This window comes from Ralstonia sp. OTU4908, assembly GCF_038440115.1.
Classification (GTDB): domain Bacteria; phylum Pseudomonadota; class Gammaproteobacteria; order Burkholderiales; family Burkholderiaceae; genus Ralstonia; species Ralstonia pickettii.
Window position 1 is genome coordinate 1 of the sequence record NZ_JASATD010000030.1, and the last position, 13,658, is coordinate 13,658.

15 protein-coding genes are annotated in these 13,658 nt (G+C 63.6%); 3 read left to right on the forward strand and 12 right to left on the reverse strand.

Annotation, left to right across the window (positions count from 1 at the left end; genetic code table 11):
• Positions 1–93 precede the first annotated feature (93 nt).
• From can to AAHM38_RS19895, 4 genes are all read right to left on the reverse strand, one after another.
• Positions 94–774 (reverse strand): carbonate dehydratase, encoded by a 681-nt coding sequence (can, locus tag AAHM38_RS19880; RefSeq protein WP_012760963.1) that lies wholly within the window; start codon positions 772–774, stop codon positions 94–96.
• 23 nt (positions 775–797) lie between these two features.
• Positions 798–2,633: a bifunctional isocitrate dehydrogenase kinase/phosphatase gene (aceK, locus tag AAHM38_RS19885; protein WP_037027763.1), complete on the reverse strand. Its 1,836-nt coding sequence runs from the start codon at positions 2,631–2,633 to the stop codon at positions 798–800.
• Between the two features lie 155 nt (positions 2,634–2,788).
• Positions 2,789–3,970 carry an isovaleryl-CoA dehydrogenase gene (locus AAHM38_RS19890; protein WP_012760965.1) on the reverse strand — a complete coding sequence of 394 codons (1,182 nt, stop codon included), beginning with the start codon at positions 3,968–3,970 and terminating at the stop codon, positions 2,789–2,791.
• A gap of 177 nt (positions 3,971–4,147) precedes the next feature.
• Positions 4,148–4,645, reverse strand: coding sequence for a MerR family transcriptional regulator (locus AAHM38_RS19895; RefSeq protein ID WP_116576733.1), 498 nt, complete (start codon positions 4,643–4,645; stop codon positions 4,148–4,150).
• 186 nt (positions 4,646–4,831) lie between these two features.
• Here AAHM38_RS19895 and AAHM38_RS19900 point away from each other — a divergent pair, with 186 nt between their 5' ends.
• Both AAHM38_RS19900 and AAHM38_RS19905 read left to right on the forward strand, forming a co-directional pair.
• Entirely contained in the window at positions 4,832–5,911 is a 1,080-nt protein-coding gene (locus AAHM38_RS19900) for an MBL fold metallo-hydrolase (RefSeq protein ID WP_012760966.1), read from the forward strand.
• Positions 5,912–5,944: 33 nt separating this feature from the next.
• On the forward strand, positions 5,945–6,331 hold the full coding sequence (locus AAHM38_RS19905) for an antibiotic biosynthesis monooxygenase family protein (RefSeq protein WP_009239249.1): 387 nt from the start codon (positions 5,945–5,947) through the stop codon (positions 6,329–6,331).
• Positions 6,332–6,396: 65 nt separating this feature from the next.
• On the opposite strand, the gene AAHM38_RS19910 is transcribed toward AAHM38_RS19905, so the two are convergent.
• The 5 genes from AAHM38_RS19910 to argS form a co-directional block, all read right to left on the reverse strand.
• Positions 6,397–7,242, reverse strand: a complete 846-nt coding sequence (locus AAHM38_RS19910) for a helical backbone metal receptor (protein WP_012760967.1) — start codon at positions 7,240–7,242, stop codon at positions 6,397–6,399.
• Positions 7,239–8,039 (reverse strand): SDR family oxidoreductase, encoded by an 801-nt coding sequence (locus tag AAHM38_RS19915; protein ID WP_012760968.1) that lies wholly within the window; start codon positions 8,037–8,039, stop codon positions 7,239–7,241. The genes AAHM38_RS19910 and AAHM38_RS19915 overlap by 4 nt, the downstream gene beginning before the upstream one ends.
• Positions 8,040–8,151: 112 nt before the next feature.
• Positions 8,152–8,808 (reverse strand): thiol:disulfide interchange protein DsbA/DsbL, encoded by a 657-nt coding sequence (locus AAHM38_RS19920; protein WP_012760969.1) that lies wholly within the window; start codon positions 8,806–8,808, stop codon positions 8,152–8,154.
• A gap of 160 nt (positions 8,809–8,968) precedes the next feature.
• On the reverse strand, positions 8,969–9,679 hold the full coding sequence (locus AAHM38_RS19925; protein ID WP_116576732.1) for an SPOR domain-containing protein: 711 nt from the start codon (positions 9,677–9,679) through the stop codon (positions 8,969–8,971).
• Positions 9,680–9,739: 60 nt separating this feature from the next.
• Positions 9,740–11,530: an arginine--tRNA ligase gene (gene argS / locus AAHM38_RS19930; protein WP_012760971.1), complete on the reverse strand. Its 1,791-nt coding sequence runs from the start codon at positions 11,528–11,530 to the stop codon at positions 9,740–9,742.
• 174 nt (positions 11,531–11,704) lie between these two features.
• On the opposite strand from argS, the gene AAHM38_RS19935 reads away from it, so the two are divergent.
• On the forward strand, positions 11,705–12,028 hold the full coding sequence (locus AAHM38_RS19935) for a DUF1840 domain-containing protein (RefSeq protein WP_012760972.1): 324 nt from the start codon (positions 11,705–11,707) through the stop codon (positions 12,026–12,028).
• A gap of 129 nt (positions 12,029–12,157) precedes the next feature.
• On the opposite strand, the gene AAHM38_RS19940 is transcribed toward AAHM38_RS19935, so the two are convergent.
• The 3 genes from AAHM38_RS19940 to AAHM38_RS19950 all read right to left on the reverse strand — a co-directional run bounded on the left by AAHM38_RS19940 (position 12,158) and on the right by AAHM38_RS19950 (position 13,492).
• Complete coding sequence (locus AAHM38_RS19940; RefSeq protein ID WP_065860242.1) at positions 12,158–12,715, reverse strand: ferritin-like domain-containing protein; 558 nt, start codon at positions 12,713–12,715, stop codon at positions 12,158–12,160.
• A 32-nt stretch (positions 12,716–12,747) separates the two neighbouring features.
• The gene (locus tag AAHM38_RS19945; protein ID WP_012760974.1) at positions 12,748–13,173 is read right to left on the reverse strand and encodes a DUF883 family protein; all 426 of its coding nucleotides are present in this window, start codon (positions 13,171–13,173) and stop codon (positions 12,748–12,750) included.
• A 145-nt stretch (positions 13,174–13,318) separates the two neighbouring features.
• Positions 13,319–13,492 (reverse strand): DUF1328 family protein, encoded by a 174-nt coding sequence (locus AAHM38_RS19950; RefSeq protein ID WP_004633727.1) that lies wholly within the window; start codon positions 13,490–13,492, stop codon positions 13,319–13,321.
• Between the last annotated feature and the right edge of the window lie 166 nt (positions 13,493–13,658).

The following is a 13,658-nucleotide window of genomic DNA, read 5'->3' on the forward strand; positions in this document are numbered from 1 at the left end:
CTTTGGCAAGACAAAGAAAGTAAGTCAGCCCCGGCAGGGGATGAAACAAGGGATGCACCACCAACAAAAAACCCACCCCAAACACACGAAAACTCAGAACCCCACCGGACTAGGCACACTCCCTTCTTTCCCATAATTCAGCCAAGCCTCGCCCAACTGCGCATGCAGTTCCTCATTGGAACTCGCCGCCATCCCCAGATTGCGCAACATCCCGTCCTTCACGCCGTAAATCCAGCCATGAACAGTCAGCGGCTGCCCGCGATCCCACGCGTCCTGCACGATCGTCGTCAGGCACACGTTGTTGACCTGATGGATCACGTTCAGCTCGCACAGCCGGTCATGCTGATCCTGCTCACGAACCACGGTGCCGAGATAGGTTTCGTGCTGCTCGGCCACGTCGCGCACGTGACGAATCCAGTTGTCTGCCAGACCAAACCGTTGCTTCGTCAGCGCGGCCTTCACGCCCGAACAGCCGTAATGACCCACCACCGTGATGTGCCGGATCTTCAGCACCTCCACCGCGAACTGCAGCACCGACAGGCAGTTCAAGTCCGAGTGCACCACGACGTTGGCGATGTTGCGGTGGACGAACACCTCGCCCGGCGGCAGACCGATGATCTGGTTGGCCGGCACGCGCGAATCCGAGCAGCCGATCCACAGGTATTCCGGGTTCTGCTGGTTGGCCAGATTCGAGAAAAACGCCGGGTCTTCAGCGTTGACGCGCTCGACCCACTTCCGGTTGTTCTCGAACAGCTCTTTGATGCGATGTGGCATGGTTTCCCGTCGTGTTGAGAGGGTTAAGCGGCGGCGCGCTGCAGCGTCGTGTTGTCTTGCGCTGCGTTGTCGGGCGCGCTCGCGCCGTAGCGATTGACGAAGCGTTCGGCTGCGTCATACGCGTAGAAATCGTGCATCTGCCCCGTGAGCAGACGCTCCTTGTACCCCTGCCACATGGAAGCTTCAAAGAAGTCTGCGTGGTGCTTGAGGAAGGCTTCGCGCACGCGCGGGTCGCCCAGCAGGAACGTGCGGTACGTCTCGGGAAAAATGTCGTGCGGGCCGACGTTGTACCAGACCTCGCCGGACATTTCTTCTTCTTCCGTGCGCGGTTCGGGCACGGTGCGGATGTTGCAGTCGGTGAGGTATTCGATCTCGTCGTAGTCGTAGAAGACCACGCGGCCGTGGCGCGTCACGCCAAAGTTCTTGTACAGCATGTCGCCCGGGAAGATGTTCGCGGCGATGAGTTCCTTGATGGCGTTGCCGTATTCGATGATGCCGTGTTCGACCTGCGCATCGGTGCCTTCCTGCAGCCAGATGTTCAGCGGCGTCATGCGGCGCTCGATGTAGACGTGGCGAATGACGATCTCTTCGCTGCCGTCTTCGCTGCGCTGGTATTCGACCATCGACGGCGCGTGCTTCTCCAGCTCCTTGATGAGGTCGTCGTCAAAGCGCGAGAGCGGGAAGGACACGTCGGAATACTCCAGCGTATCGGCCATGCGCCCGACGCGGTCGTGGCGCTTCACCAGCTGATACTTGCTCTTGATCAGCTCGCGCGTGGTTTCCTTGGGCGGCGGGAAGTAGTCCTTGATGACCTTGAACACGTACGGGTACGAGGGCAGCGTGAACACCAGCATCACGAGGCCCTTGATCCCCGGCGCGATGATGAACTTATCCGACGAGTGCTGCAGGTGATGCAGGAAGTCGCGATAGAACAGGTTCTTGCCCTGCTTCTGCAGGCCGAGCGAGGTGTAGATCTCGGCGCGCGGCTTGCGCGGCATCAGGTCACGCAGGAAGGTCACGTAGGCAGACGGGATCTCCATGTCCACCATGAAATACGAGTGCGTGAACGAGAACAGGATCAGCAGCTGTTCCTGCCGCAGCAGCACCGTATCGAGCGAGAGCTGGCCTGCGGCATTGCGCAGGATCGGCACGGCCAGCGGGAACGTCTTGTCGCCATTGATCACGCGCCCGATGATGTACGCCGCCTTGTTGCGGAAGAACAGCGACGACAGCACGTGGATCTGGAAATTGGGCGCGATGCGGAAATCGCCGAAGTGCTCGCCCACCGCGCGCACCACGTAGCCGATATCACGCTCCAGGTCTTCAAACGGCGCGTTGAGCTGGAAGTTGTGGACGATGCGCTCGAAACAGGCACCCAGGCCGTCGCGCGTGCCGGGGTAGTACGCGCGGTACGTCGGCTTGGTGGGCGACTCTTCATTCTCGATGTACTCCGTCGAGATGGCCGGGCGCACGAAGATGAAATCGTTGTTGAAGTACGAACGATGCAGGATGCGCGTGCACACCGAGTTGAAGAAGGTCTCGGCGCACTCGGGCTGATGATGGTTGGTCAGCAGGCCGATGAAGTGCAGCTTGATCTGGCGCCAGATCTCGTCGTCGATGTTCTCGGCGTCGTATTCGTCTTCGAGGATGACCGACGCTTCGCGCACGCGCTCGTCGTAATAAGCAATGCGGTCCCGCTGCAACTGCTGCAGGCCGGCCCAGTCTCCGGTCTCGAACGCAGTCTTGGCCTGTACGCTGACCTCGCGAAACAAGCGATAGTGCTTGTCGAAGCCGTCGAGCATCGTGCGGGCAACGTCGAAGGCGATCTGCGACGAGAGGAGCTTGGGGAAATGGGACATGGCGTGTGCGCGGGGGCAGGGAAGCGGCAAAACCAGCAAACCAGGCAGACCTAGATTGTAGGGTCTTCGGTACCGTGTTCGCGTCCTGAAACCGTTGCGCCTCCTTATCCGTTTGGCTGATGGCCCCGTGCCCCAGCCCCGCCTGCTCTCGCCAGTTACATCGTCTCTGCGTACAGCTCGCGGCCGATCAGCATGCGGCGGATTTCCGACGTGCCGGCGCCAATCTCGTACAGCTTGGCGTCGCGCCACAGGCGGCCGACCGGGAATTCGTTGATGTAGCCATTGCCGCCCAGGATCTGGATGGCTTCGCCGGCCATCCAGGTGGCCTTCTCGGCGGTGTAGAGGATCACGCCGGCGCAGTCCTTGCGCACCTGGCGCACGTGGTCGCGGCCCAGTGAGTCGAGGTTCTTGCCGACCGTGTACAGGTACGCGCGGCAAGCCTGCAGCGTGGTGTACATGTCAGCCATCTTGCCCTGGATGAGCTGGAATTCGCCAATGCTCTGGCCGAACTGCTTGCGGTCGTGGATGTACGGCGTGACCACGTCCATGCAGGCCTGCATGATGCCGATCGGGCCGCCGGAGAGCACCGCGCGCTCGTAATCCAGGCCGCTCATCAGCACCTTGGTGCCGCCGTTTTCCTGGCCGAGGATGTTCTCCACCGGCACTTCCACGTTCTCGAACACCAACTCGCCCGTGTGCGAGCCGCGCATGCCGAGCTTGTCCAGCTTCTGCGCCACCGAGAAACCCTTCATGCCTTTTTCGACGATGAACGCCGTCATGCCGCGCGCGCCCAGTTCGGGCTCGGTCTTGGCATAAACGACCAGCACATCGCAGTCGGGGCCGTTGGTGATCCACATTTTTGTGCCGTTCAGCACGTAGCGGTCGCCTTTCAGCTCCGCGCGCAGCTTCATGCTGACGACGTCCGACCCGGCATTCGGCTCGCTCATCGCCAGCGCGCCCACCCATTCGCCCGACACCAGCTTGGGCAGGTACTTGGTCTTCTGGGCCGCCGTGCCGTTGCGGTGGATCTGGTTCACGCACAGGTTCGAGTGCGCGCCATACGACAGGCCCACCGACGCCGATGCGCGGCTGATTTCTTCCATGGCGATCATGTGCGCCAGGTAGCCCATGTTGGCGCCGCCGTATTCCTCCGCCACCGTGATGCCGAGCACGCCCAGCTCGCCCATCTTGCGCCATGCGTCCATCGGGAACTGGTCGGTGCGGTCGATTTCGCCGGCACGCGGTGCCAGCTCGCCCTGCGCCCAATCGCGCACGGCCGAACGCAGCATCTCGATGTCTTCGCCCAAGTCGAATTTCAGGCCGGGCAGATCAATCATGGTGGTCTCCTTGGGCGCGGTTCGAGCCGCGGGTGTCTCTAGTCAGTGGTCTGGCGATGTGCGGTGCGCGTCGCTTATGGCGGGCGCCGCGGGGCCGGGAGGGTGCAGCAGGGTGTTGGGTATTGTATTGACGTTTACGTAAACGTCAATGACCGTCCATTACGTAGATTTGCGGAATCAGGCGGCCTTGCGGCGCTTGGTCGGCTTGACCGTGCCGGCCTGCGCGTCTTCCAGCAGGCGCCGGCACTGGCGTTCGTGCTGGTCGATCTCGGCCAGTTGGGCGTTCAGATCCTCCAGTTGCTGCGTGAGTACTGCGCGGTGCTGGGCCAGCGACGCCAGGAAGCGCTCCAGCTGCGGCACGGTATCCCGCGGTGACTCATACAGGTCCAGGATCTCCTTGATCTCACCCAGCGACAGGCCGAGCCGCTTGCCGCGCAGGGTCAGCTTCAGGCGTGTACGCTCGCCGGCCGAATACACCCGGCGACGCCCGCCCGGGCCTTGGCGATCCGGCGCCAGCAGGCCCTGGTCTTCGTAGAAGCGGATGGCGCGCGGCGTGATGTCGAACTCGCGGGCAAGGTCGGTGATGGTGAAGCTTGCGTCGGCAAGCGCGCCGGTATCGCCCGATTCAAGATCGGCGGCGACCGCAGCGGCGGCAGACGGAGTAGAGGCAGACATACGGCGGGGGAACGGAGTAACGACAGAGGTGTGATGACACATGCACGCCGGGCAGCGACATTAAGTTTTCGCTTAAGATGGATGACCGGCGGCAAATTGACGTTTACGTTAGCGTCAATGGCGCCAAACCGCAATCGCAGAGACCGCCCCGACGCACCCAAAGGCGGCGACCGAGACCCCACCCACATGAACGCGCTCGAACACCAACTCGACTATCCCTTTGGCGACACGCTTCCCGAGGGCGGCACGCGGTTTGAAGTCGCCCCTGGCGTCTACTGGCTGCGCATGCCGCTGCCGTTTGCGCTCGATCACATCAACCTCTGGCTGCTGCGCGATCGCCAGGACGGGCAGGACGGCTGGACGATCATCGATTGCGGCATCAACCACGAAGCGATTCGCGGGTACTGGGAAACGATCTTCGCGAACCACCTCGACGGCCTGCCGGTGCTGCGCGTGCTGGTCACGCACTGTCATCCGGACCACGTCGGCCTGTCGAACTGGCTGTGCGAAGGCGGCGACCAAAAACGCTGGAACGTGCGCCTGTGGATGAGCCTGGGCGACTACGCCTTCGCGCGCATGCTGGTGGGCGGCACGGGTGCGTCGAATGCCGGCGGCGAATTTGCCGCGCGCCATTTCGAGCGCCACGGCTTGACCGACCCGACTTCCATCGAAGGCATCCGCAATCGCAAGGATTACTACAGCACGCTCGTGCCCGGCGTGCCGAGCCAGTACCGCCGCCTGATGGACGGCAATGTCGTCACCATCGGCGAGCACAAGTGGCGTGTCATCACCGGTTTCGGCCACGCGCCCGAGCACGTCGCGCTCTACAGTGAAGATGCCAATGTGCTGATTTCCGGCGACATGGTCCTGCCGCGCATTTCCACCAACGTGAGCGTGTTCGATCTGGAGCCTGAAGCGGATTCGCTCACGCTGTATCTGGATTCGCTCGGCAAATACGAGCCGCTGCCCGCGGATGTGCTGATTCTGCCGTCGCACGGGCGGCCGTTCCGGGGGCTGCATACGCGCATTCGGCAACTGCGCGATCACCATGCGGATCGCCTGGCCGAAACGTTGGCCGCGTGCAAGGCCGCGCCGCAATCGGCACGCGACATCGTCAACGTCATCTTCAAGCGTCAGTTCGATGTGCACCAGATGACCTTCGCGATGGGCGAGGCGCTTGCTCACCTGCATGCGCTGTGGCATCAAGGCGAACTGGTGCGCGAAACCGGCGCGGACGGTATCGTTCGATTCCAGGCCGCTGCATAACCACACAACCCGTGCTTTCCACCGGAGCCGACCATGGCTGACCAGCATGACGTTCTCGACGACAGCGCCGTCGTCCTGCCGTTTCCCGCGCAAACGCCGACTGCGCCGTATTACGCGGTGATTTTTTCCTCCACGCGCACCGACGGCGACAACGGCTACGGCGCCATGGCCGACCGCATGGTGGAGTTGGGCCGCAGTATGCCGGGGTTTCTCGGCATCGAATCCGTACGCGATGAGCTGGCCGGCGATCAGGGGCGGCCGGGTATCACCGTGTCGTATTGGTCGTCGCTGGAGGCCATTCGCGAATGGAAGAACCAGAGCGACCACCTTGCCGCCCAGAAGCTGGGACGTGAGCAGTGGTATGCGTCGTACCACCTGCGCATTGCCAAGGTCGAGTACGACTATGGGTTCGAGCGATAACGTATCGCTGCGGCCAACAAAAAACCCGCCAACCGGCGGGTTTTTTTCGGCCTGAAGATTTGGCCCTAACGCAGCGTCTTCGCAAATTGCCCCAGATACCGCACGCCATCAATCGCGCGGCTGCCGTACCACGACACCATTTCGCCATCAACGAGGTAGACCGGCTTGCCGATCTGCTTTTCGAGCGCATCGACGTGCTCTTCGGTAAAGCTGTAAGGCTCGGTGGAGAGCAGCACGCAGTCGATGTTGCGCACGACATCATTGCTCCAGCGGAACGTCGGGTAGCGCGTGTCGGGACGGTTGGGGCGGGCACAATCGCCGCTCTTGTCGGTGCCGCATTGCACGGGCGCAGGGTCGTCCGGCCACGTATGGCAGTTGACGAGTTTGAGCATGCGCGAGATGTACGTATCGCGCGACACCGTCATCCACGGGTCTTGCCAGATGGCGTACAGCACGCGGTGCGGCAGGAAGTGGCGGCCGCGCAGCGCCTCCAGCTCCTGCGTGAGCGCGTCCGCCAGCTTTTGTGCCTGCGCCTCGCGGCGGAAGATGCCGCCCAGCAGCTGGTATAGCGCGAGATTGTCTTCGGGCGAGCAAGGATGGGTGACGATGATGTGCGGGATGAACTCGCGCAGCCTGTCGACGGTCGGGCGTGTGTTCTCGTCAATGTTGACGATGACGTGCGTGGGCGCCAGCTCGCGCAACTTGTCCAGTTTGACGGTCTTGGTGCCGCCAACCTTGGGCACGTTGCGCACCGCTTCGCGCGGGTGGATGCAGAAGCCGGTGCGGGCCACAAGCTGATCGCCCAGGTCGAGCGAGAACAGCAGATCGGTAATCGAAGGGACCAGGCTGGCGATGCGCGGTGTGGTGTCGACAGGGGCGTGGGCGAGCCCAGCCGCATCGGTGTAAGTCATGACGAAATCTCGGGGTTGCGGGGTTTGCGCCCGGCGCGCGCAAACGCAAAGTCATAGAGCCCGCGCGGCAGCACGTGCAGCAGCTTGGCGACGATGCCCATCGGCCATGGCAGCACCGTGAAGCGCACGCCGCGATGGATCGCATTCACGGCTTTCAGCGCGAAGCGGTCCACCGGCATCAGGAAGGGCATCGGATACGGATTGTGTTCGGTCATCGGCGTGCGGATGTAGCCGGGGGCGATCGTCACCACGCGCAGCCCAAGCGGGCCGAATTCCACGCGCAGGCTTTCCATCAGCTTGATCACCGCCGACTTGGAGGCGCTGTACGCCGCCGCACCCGGCAGCCCGCGCACGCCCGCCACGCTGGCAATGCCGACCAGCGTGCCGCCGGGCTGCCCAGGCTTGGCGCGCGCCAGCATCGGCCCGACAAACGGCTGGAACGTGTTGAGCACGCCCATCCAGTTGGTGTCCATCACGACAGCAAAGGCTTTCAGGTCGCCGGGTTCGCGCAAGTCCGTGCCGACCGAGATGCCGGCGTTGGCGATCACCACATCGGGCAGCCCGGCCGTGGCGATAAAGGCGTTGGCCGCGTCGCGCATTGAATCGGCGCTGCGCACGTCGGCGGCGTAGCAGTGGCAGCGGCTCTGGAGGGCGGCTGGCAGGGTCTGTACAAACGCTTGGAGCGCGTCGACACGCCGTGCGACCAGCCCGATCGTTGCGCCCTGCGCTGCGTACTGGCGAGCCAAGGCTTGGCCGATGCCGCTGGAAGCGCCGGTGATGAAGACGATCTCGCTCATGTCGATGTCCTGGTAGGTGTGAAGAAGGCCGACGCACAAAAAACGCCCGCACAGGGGCGGGCGTCGATGGCGGTGTCACGCCCGGGCGAATGCCCGGAAACGCGGCAACCCGTCACATCTTGCGGTTGCGCACCTGGTCGACGAGGTAGTCGAGCGTCTGGGCAGCGCCCACGTTGCTGCCGGCATCTGCCGGCGACGTGGTGTATTTACCCTGCACAACGACGGTCGGCACGCCTTCGATCTTGTACTGATCGGCCAGTTGCGCGGCGCGTTTGGTATTGGCGTTCACACTGAACGAGTTGTAGGTGTCGCGGAACTGCTTCTCGTCGACGCCGTTTGCAGCCATGAACTTGGCGATGTCATCGAGTTCGGACATCGAACGGTAGTTCTTGTGCAGTTGGTCGAACACGCGGTCATGCAGCGTCTTGCCGCTGGCGTCCTTGGCGTCGAGCTTGCCCAGCGCTTCCAGCGTGTAATAGATGCGGGTATGCGGCTCCAGCTTGGCATTGAAGGCGACCGGCACGCGCTTGATCACCACGTCCTTGCCTTGCTTGGCGACCCACGCCGTCCAGGTGTTTTCAAAGTCGTAGCAGTGCGGGCAGCCGTACCAGAAGAACTCCGTCACTTCGATCTTGCCTGCGGGCACGGGCTGCGGCGTTTGCAGCACTTTGTATTCCTTACCGGCGGTGGGCGTGGCGTTGGCCGGCGCGGTCATCAGGAAGCCGGCACCGGTGGCGAGGGCAATCAGGAAAGCAGCGAGTTTTTTCATGGTGAATGGACGACGAATTAGACGACGAACTGGACGAAGCGATGGAAAAACCAGCGAAATCCAGTGCAGAACCGACAGATGCCGCTGTCAGCGTAACTGAGACTCAGGTTTCTGACCGATCACAGCCTGCCGGGTTCACAGCAGGCTGCACGACTTGACGTTACTGGCGCGCGAAGCGGATGACCGACGATTCCACGCCCGTCGACTGCAGGCGGCTGCGTACAGCGGTCATCTCATCCAGCGAATTGAACGGCCCCAGGCGCACGCGGTACATGGTGGTGCCGTTCACCTCGCGCTGTGTCACCTTGGCTTCAAAGCCCTGCATGGCCAGATTGCCCTTTTGACGCTCGGCGTCTTCCGACGATTTGTAAGCGCCCACTTGCAGGAAATAGCCTGTCTTGGCGGCATCCTGGCGAGCGATCTCTGCAATCGGGTCCGTGACCGGCTTTTCGTTGGAAGCCGTGACCGGCGGCTTGGGCGGTTTGGCGATCGGTGCGCTCGCCGTTTGCGGCGCCGAGCCCGGCTGCGCCGGGCGGATGGTGATGCCGGGCGGCGGATTATTCTGATCAGCGGGCTGATCGACCGGCTTGGCCGGCACGCGGCTCCACAGCGGTGCGTTGGGGTCAGCTGCCTGCGGCGCGCTGGCCTGAGGCGCGGGTTGTACCGGGGCCGGCAGCGTGTTGACCACGTTGCCCGCTTCGCTCGGCTTGGGCTGCGCGCCGCCACGCGATACGAAGGGCACCGGGGCCTTGGTGATGTACACCGCCACCACCACGGCGATCGCCAAACCGACGATCAAGCCCAACACCAGACCCAGAAACGTGCCGCCGCGTTGCGAGCGGGCACGGGAAGATTGCGTATTGCGTGCCATGTCGATCCTTCTAGAAGCGCCCGATTATAAGAGCGCCGTGTGATGCCCGATCGTGGGCATTTACATCTTTTGCGGCGCGGATACGCCGATCACCGTCAACCCGTTGCGCAGCACCTGGCGCGTGGCAGCCAGGAGCGCCAGACGGGCACGCTTGACGGCCTCATCGTCCACCAGTACGCGATCGGCGTTGTAGAACGCGTGGAAATCGCCCGCGAGGTCGCGCAGGTAGAAGGCCACGGCGTGCGGAGCCAGCTCCCGCGCGGCGTCGGCCAGCATGTCGGGGAATGCGGCCAGGCGTTGCACCAGGGCGGTCGCCTGCGGACTGACGTCCGGGCCCGTCACCGCAGCGAGATCGGCGTTGGTGAGCGAGGCGGGGTCAACGCCGGCGCGCTCGAACACCGAGCAGATGCGCGCGTGGGCGTACTGCACGTAGTACACGGGGTTCTCGTCGCTCTGCTTGAGCGCCAGATCCACGTCGAAGACGAATTCGGTATCGGCCTTGCGCGACAGCAGGAAGAAGCGCACGGCGTCGCGGCCGCGCGTGAAGCGCGCCGGCCAGTTCGGCTCGCCGGCTTCCACGCAGGCGCGGATGGTGTCGACACCGGCTTCGCTCTCGGCGTCGCCGTTGGACCATTCGATCAGGTCGCGCACCGTCACGTACGAGCCGGCGCGCTTGGAAATCTTCACCTCGGCGCCGTCCTTCATCACCGTGACCATCTTGTGCAGGACGTAATCGGGGTAGCCCTTCGGGATGCCGATGTTCAGGCCCTGCAGGCCGGCGCGCACGCGGGCGATCGTGCCGTGGTGGTCGCTGCCCTGCACGTTGATGACCTGCGTGAAGCCACGGCCCCACTTGGTCGTGTGGTACGCCACGTCGGGCACGAAGTACGTGTACGCGCCGTCGGACTTGCGCATGACGCGGTCCTTGTCGTCGCCGTCATCGGTCGTGCGCAGCCACAGCGCGCCTTCCTGCTCGTAGGTCTTGCCGGCAGCGACGAGCGCGTCCACCGTTTGCTGCACCTTGCCTTCGGTGTACAGCGACGACTCCAGGTAGTAACGGTCGAACTTCACGCCGAAGGCCTGCAGGTCGATGTCCTGCTCGTTGCGCAGATACGTCACGGCAAAGCGGCGGATGGCTTCGAGGTTTTCCACATCGCGCTCGCCGGTCACGGGTTCGCCATCGGAGGCGCGTACGGTCTTGCCGGCGAGGTAATCGGCGGCGATGTCGGCAATGTAGTCGCCGTTGTACGCGGCTTCAGGCCAGTTGGCGTCGCCGGGCTTGTAGCCGCGTGCGCGGGCCTGGACGGAGACGGCGAGGTTGTGGATCTGGACGCCGGCGTCGTTGTAATAGAACTCGCGGTGGACCTTGTGGCCTTGCCAGTCGAGCAGGCTCGCCAGCGCATCGCCCAGTGCGGCCTGGCGGCCGTGGCCGACGTGCAGCGGACCGGTCGGATTGGCCGAGACGAATTCCACCAGCACCGGCGCGCCGTCATGCGTGTTGGCGGCGCCGTAGCGGTCGCCTTCGGCAAACACGGCGGCGATCACGTCGGCACGCGCGGCGGCCGACAGGCGCAGGTTGATGAAACCCGGGCCGGCGATCTCAACGGCGGACACCAGACGCTGGCCGCGGGCATCGGCGCGGATGGCATCGGCGATCTTGCCGGCCAACTCGCGCGGGTTGGTGCCCAGGGGTTTGGCGAGCTGCAGCGCGACGTTGCAGGCGATGTCGCCGTGCGCGGCCTGCTTGGGGCGCTCCAGGACGATCTCCGGTCGGGCTTGGCCCTCGGGCAGCAGGGAGCCGACGGCGTCGGACAACAGTTGGGCGATCGTCTGTTTGTGGGAGGGCAGCATAAAGAAACCATGACGCCGGCAGTGCTGAAATGGATTGAAATCCAGTCCTGGCGCCGCCAGTTGCGTTGTTCGGGGAAAAGTACGAAATTTTATCAGGTGAGCCGCGGTCTCAGACGTATCCGCCCCGGTCGTGGCAAACCGTGGCTCCACCCAACCAAGGGAAACGAAGACATGATGATCACCTTTACTTCGCACGCTTCGCAGAAATTCTCGATGCAGAAGGATCTCGCCATGGTGTTGCTGGGCGTGATCGGCAAGACGCTGGGCGAGCGCGGTGTCATCACGCCCGAAGAAATGCCCCACGCCATCGACCGCCTCAAGCGGGCCATCAAGGATGACACGCACCAGGCACATATCAAGGTGGCCGAACTGTCGGCGTCCGAGTTGGACGAAAACGGCGAAGAAGAGCCGCCGCACCTCGGCCAGCGCGCCTATCCGCTGCTGCACATGCTGGAAGAATCGCTGGTCGAACAATCCAGCGTGCTCTGGGGCGTCTGAGCTTCGGACGCAGGCCAAAAAAAATGCCCGGCCGCCAAACGGGGCGGTCCGGGCATCCGGCCACTGCGGCCGGGAGCGGGGGAGGGGGGGCTGGCGCGCTGGCCGGTATCTCGTCCGACTGCTTTCGCTTTATTGGTCGTGAAGCATGTCGGACAACTCGTCCGCGTGTTCTTCTTCCACGGCCAGAATCTGTTCCAGCACGCGCCGCGTGGTGGGGTCTCGATCCCCGATGTAGCGGATCATCTCCAGGTAGCTGTCGATCGCGATCCGTTCGGCCACCAGGTTTTCCTTGATCATGTCGACCAGGCTGTCGGCTTCCACGTACTCGGAATGGCTTCGCGTGGACAGCCCTTCGGGGTTGAAGTTGGGCTCGCCGCCCAGTTGCACGATGCGGGCGGCGATGCTGTCGGCGTGGGCCTGTTCCTCGTTGGCGTGCACCAGGAATTCTGCTGCGATGGGTTCTGCGTTGATCCCCTTGGCCATGAAATGATGGCGCCGGTAGCGCAGCACGCAGATCAGTTCCGTCGCTAGCGCCTCGTTCAGCAGCCGTAGCACGGTCTCCCGATCGGCTTTGTAATCTTCGGTCACCGCACCTTCCTCGATGTGCTTGCGGGCACGTTCGCGCAAAGTCTTGATGTCGGTGAGAAAGCCGCTTTCCGAGGGGGCGGCGACGTTGGTCAGACTCATGTGGTTGCTCCTGCGGTGATGGGCGTAGAGGGTTATTCGCTACCGTCGCGACGGCCGCTGCCGGCCAGTGCCACGACCAAGCCGATCGCCGCGCCAATGGCCACGGCCACGCCAACCGCCCTGAACGGTGCCGCTGTGATGGTTTCTTCCGCGCGGCCGAGTGCCCAGTCCATGCGTTCGCGGGCCTGGTGGGCACGCTCATTGGCGGCGCGGCGCAGCTGGTCGGCACGCGCCTGAAGCGTACGGCTTGCGCGATCGGCTTCGGCGCTGCCTTCGTCCGTCAACGTATGGATGGCGTCCTCAAGCGAGCGCAGCAGGCTTTGAACATCTTCCACGGCGGGCCGAGAGGCGCTGCGGGCGTGGTCGACGGCGTCGCTGGCGCTGTCCATCACGCGGCGCGCGCGGTCGTTGACTTCATCAATCCGACTGCGGACGCGATGGTTGGCAAAAAGTGACATGGGGAGGCTCCTCGTCGTGACGCCGCAGGGCGGCACACACCTGCGGCGTGGTTGTCTTGAGTGCGATTCGGCTTGTGCAAAAGCGGGCCACGTGTCCCAAAACAGCTAGCAAGACACGGGCCGCGCATCCGCTCTGGGTTGGCCGCTAATCGACGGCCTTGAAGACCGTGACGCCCAACACCAGAAACAGCACGAACAGCACCACGAAGATGAAGAACAGGACCTTGGCGATACTTGCCGCACCTGCGGCAATGCCGGTAAAGCCCAGCACGCCTGCCACCAGGGAGATGATGGCGAAGATGAGTGCCCATTTGAGCATGTTGTCGTCTCCGATTCGGATGGATGGGATGCAGGGCACTGCCCTGCGGCGTACTCCCACGCACATTGCGTGCCTGACCCGGGTGCTTCCCAAGTGTCGCCCGGGGCGCCCACGCGGTATCATCCGAATTGCTAAAAAAACACAAACGCAACGCACGCCGCGTCGG